Genomic DNA, 2,892 nt, shown 5'->3' with positions numbered 1-2,892 from the left:
CCCGCAAGGTGCTGGTGCTGGCCCACGAGACCGGTCTGATCGACAGAATCGCCGTCACCGTCGCCGGGGCCTCCCCGACCGGCCCCGCCCCCGAGGTCGCCGCCCACAATCCGCTGGGCAAGATCCCGGCCCTGGTGCTGGAGGACGGCACCGCCCTCTACGACAGCCGGGTGATCTGCGAGTATCTCGACGGCCTGTCGGCCGGCCCGCGCCTGTTCCCCGAGGGTCCGGCGCGCTGGGACGCGCTGACCCGGCAGGCGCTCGCCGACGGCCTGCTCGATGCCGCCCTGCTCACCCGCTACGAGCGGGTCCTGCGCCCGGAGGCGCAGCGCTGGGCGGCCTGGGAAGCCGGCCAGGTGGCCAAGATCACGGCGGCGCTGGACCGGTTCGAGACCCTGGTGGCGGACATGCCGGTCCTCGATATCGGCACGGTCGCGATGGCCTGCGCGCTGGGCTACCTCGACCTGCGCTTCCCCGATCTCGCCTGGCGCGAGGGACGCCCCGCCACCGCCGCCTGGTCCGCGGTGTTCGAGGGCCGGCCCTCGATGGTCGCCACCGTACCGCAAGGGTGACGTCTCGGGGCTGCGCGCCCCGAACCCCGCCCAACGGCCGCGGGCCCTTGGGAATCCCGGATTCTATGGCCGGGCCTGGACCGCGTAGGGGTGGGACGAGGCGAGCGGGTCGGCGAAGAAATCCTGGACCGTCCCGGCGCCCGTCCCGAAGGTGATGAGCAAAAAACCTCCGGCCAGCGCGAAATTCTTCAAAAAATCCCAAAACAGCTCGCGGCCCTTGCCGCCCGCCCAGAAGTCGCCGGGCGCCCAGAACTGTTTCCACAGCAGCGCGGTGGCGCCGCAATAGCCGGCGAGCACGAAGGCCGCCGCCCGGTCGGCGGTGCCGGTCAGGACGCACAGCGACATCCCGATCTCGACGCCGAGCCCGATCAGGATCAGCAGGGTCGCCGGCCCGGTGGCGTGCACCGCCTGCCGGGCCTGGCCGACCGCACCCTTGAAGTTGAGGATCTTGTCGAGGGCGCTGAACGGCAGGAACAGCAGCACCAGGAGCAGGCGGACGCCGAACGCGATCGCGACGCTGAGGCTGGCCATGCGCTTCTCGCCGATTCCCGATCCGGCCTCGCGGCCCGCCGCCCATCCAAACCGCGAGCGGCGCAAAGGTTTCTCGTTCGAGGCGGGCGTTTCTTCGCAGGACGCCACGAGGGGCGGCCGGACCGCCGCAGACTTCGCGGACCCTTCGTAGACTATGCGCGTCGAAGGCCGCGCCAGACTGCGAAGTCTCTCAGGCCCGGCAGTCCCGGATCAGCCGCCGGACGAAGTCCGCGCAGGCCGCCAGCTCGTCCCGGGTCACGTACTCGTCGGCCTTGTGGGCCCGGGCGATCGAGCCCGGACCGATCACCACCGCCGGTACGCCGCCCAGCCGCTCGAACAGCCCGCCCTCCGTGCCGTAGGAGACCTTGCCGTGCCCGTTGCGCCCGGCCAGCCGCTTGGCGAGCGTCACGATCGCCGCCTCGGGGTCGGTGTCGAGGCCGGGATAGTCGATCAGCGGCTCGACCTCGACGCCGCAGGCCGGGTCCGTCTCCCGCATCAGCGGCGCCAGGGTGTCGGTGGCGTAGGCGATCGCGGCCGCCGCCAGCGCCCCGGCATCGTCGGCCCCGATCGCCCGGTATTCGAATTCCACGCTGCAGCTGTCGGGCACGATGTTGAGCGCCGAGCCGCCCCGGACCACGCTCGACAGGCCGGTGGTGTGGGGCACGTCGTAGAGCGGGTCGCGGGCGCCGTCCCGGGCGATCGCCTCCGCGGACAGCCGGACATGCTCAATGAAGCGGGCGGCGTATTCCACCGCGTTGACGCCCGCCGGCGCCAGGGCCGAGTGGCTGGCCTTGCCCCGGAAGGTGAGGCGGGACGCGGACTTGCCCTTGTGCCCGACCACCACGTCCATGCCGGTGGGCTCGCCCACGAAGCAGCCCAGCGGGCGCGGGCCCCGCTCCAGCATCCGGGCGATCAGCGGGCGCACCCCGAGGCAGCCGACCTCCTCGTCGTACGAGATCGCGAGATGGAGCGGGGTCGCGAGTTCCGCCGCCGCCATCTCGGGCAGGAGCGCGAGGCAGACCGCGAGGAACCCCTTCATGTCGGAGGTGCCGCGCCCGTAAAGCCGGCCCGCCGCCTCCCGCAGGACGAACGGGTCCGACGACCAGGGCTGGCCCTCGACCGGCACCACGTCGCTGTGGCCGGAGAGCACGTAGCCGGGTCGCGTCTCGAACGGGCCGACGCTCACGAGCAGGGCCGCCTTGGCCCCGGTTGCGTCGGGCACGCGGGCGACCGCGGCGCCGTGGCGGCGGCAATAGCCTTCCGCCCAGTCGATCAGCGGCAGGTTCGAGCGGGCGCTCACCGTGTCGAAGGCCACGAGGGTCCCGAGCAGGTCGACCGGATCCGGCGCGGGGGCGTTCTGGGCGGGAATCGGCATCGGGCGGCTCGCATCGTCTCGGGTGAGGGCATCCTACGGGGTTTTCGCGGATTCCGGACCCGCGAAAACCACCCTGCCCCGCGCCCGCCCCGATCCGCGCGGCCCTGCTGCCGGCGGCGCTGCTTCTGGCGATCGCCCCGGCCAAGGCCCGCCCGCGCCCGAGGGAACCGCACCACCGCGCGGCGTCCGACTTGCGGGGATCCGACATGGACATGACGCTGGCCCGCATGGCCGCGCGCGACCGGCGCCGGGGCTGGCGGGTCTGGCAGCAACCGCGGCCCTGGATGCGCGCCCTGCCCCCGGCCACCCGGGAGCGGGTCGCGGCCCCTCCGTTCACCGGCTGGGGCTACGGCGGTACGATCCCGGGGGCCGGGCCCGATTTCTGAACCGCCGCCCCCTCCCCTCCACGGGGTG

Annotated in this window: 4 protein-coding genes; 2 read left to right on the top strand and 2 right to left on the bottom strand. The window is 73.3% G+C overall.

What is annotated here, in order from left to right:
• Positions 1-572, top strand: a 572-nt coding sequence (locus tag FV233_RS28930) for a glutathione S-transferase family protein (protein ID WP_147899584.1), incomplete at its 5' end; no start/stop codon positions are given.
• A gap of 63 nt (positions 573-635) precedes the next feature.
• Here the strand turns inward: FV233_RS28930 and FV233_RS28925 are convergent.
• Entirely contained in the window at positions 636-1,103 is a 468-nt protein-coding gene (locus FV233_RS28925; RefSeq protein ID WP_147856943.1) for a DoxX family membrane protein, read from the bottom strand.
• Positions 1,104-1,293: 190 nt separating this feature from the next.
• Positions 1,294-2,478 carry an acetylornithine deacetylase gene (argE, locus tag FV233_RS28920; RefSeq protein ID WP_147856942.1) on the bottom strand — a complete coding sequence of 395 codons (1,185 nt, stop codon included), beginning with the start codon at positions 2,476-2,478 and terminating at the stop codon, positions 1,294-1,296.
• Positions 2,479-2,684: 206 nt separating this feature from the next.
• Between argE and FV233_RS31485 the strand changes: the two genes are divergently transcribed.
• Positions 2,685-2,864, top strand: coding sequence for a hypothetical protein (locus FV233_RS31485; RefSeq protein ID WP_246690133.1), 180 nt, complete (start codon positions 2,685-2,687; stop codon positions 2,862-2,864).
• The last annotated feature ends 28 nt before the right edge of the window (positions 2,865-2,892 follow it).

This window comes from Methylobacterium sp. WL7 (assembly GCF_008040085.1).
GTDB lineage: Bacteria > Pseudomonadota > Alphaproteobacteria > Rhizobiales > Beijerinckiaceae > Methylobacterium > Methylobacterium mesophilicum.
This window is presented reverse-complemented; position numbering and strand designations above follow the sequence as displayed.

Bases quoted from the DNA above. Each gene is read 5' to 3' on its own strand.
- FV233_RS28925 (WP_147856943.1), bottom strand. From the start codon at position 1,103: ATGGCCAGCCTCAGCGTCGCGATCGCGTTCGGCGTCCGCCTGCTCCTG.
- argE (WP_147856942.1), bottom strand. From the start codon at position 2,478: ATGCCGATTCCCGCCCAGAACGCCCCCGCGCCGGATCCGGTCGACCTG.
- FV233_RS31485 (WP_246690133.1), top strand. From the start codon at position 2,685: ATGGACATGACGCTGGCCCGCATGGCCGCGCGCGACCGGCGCCGGGGC.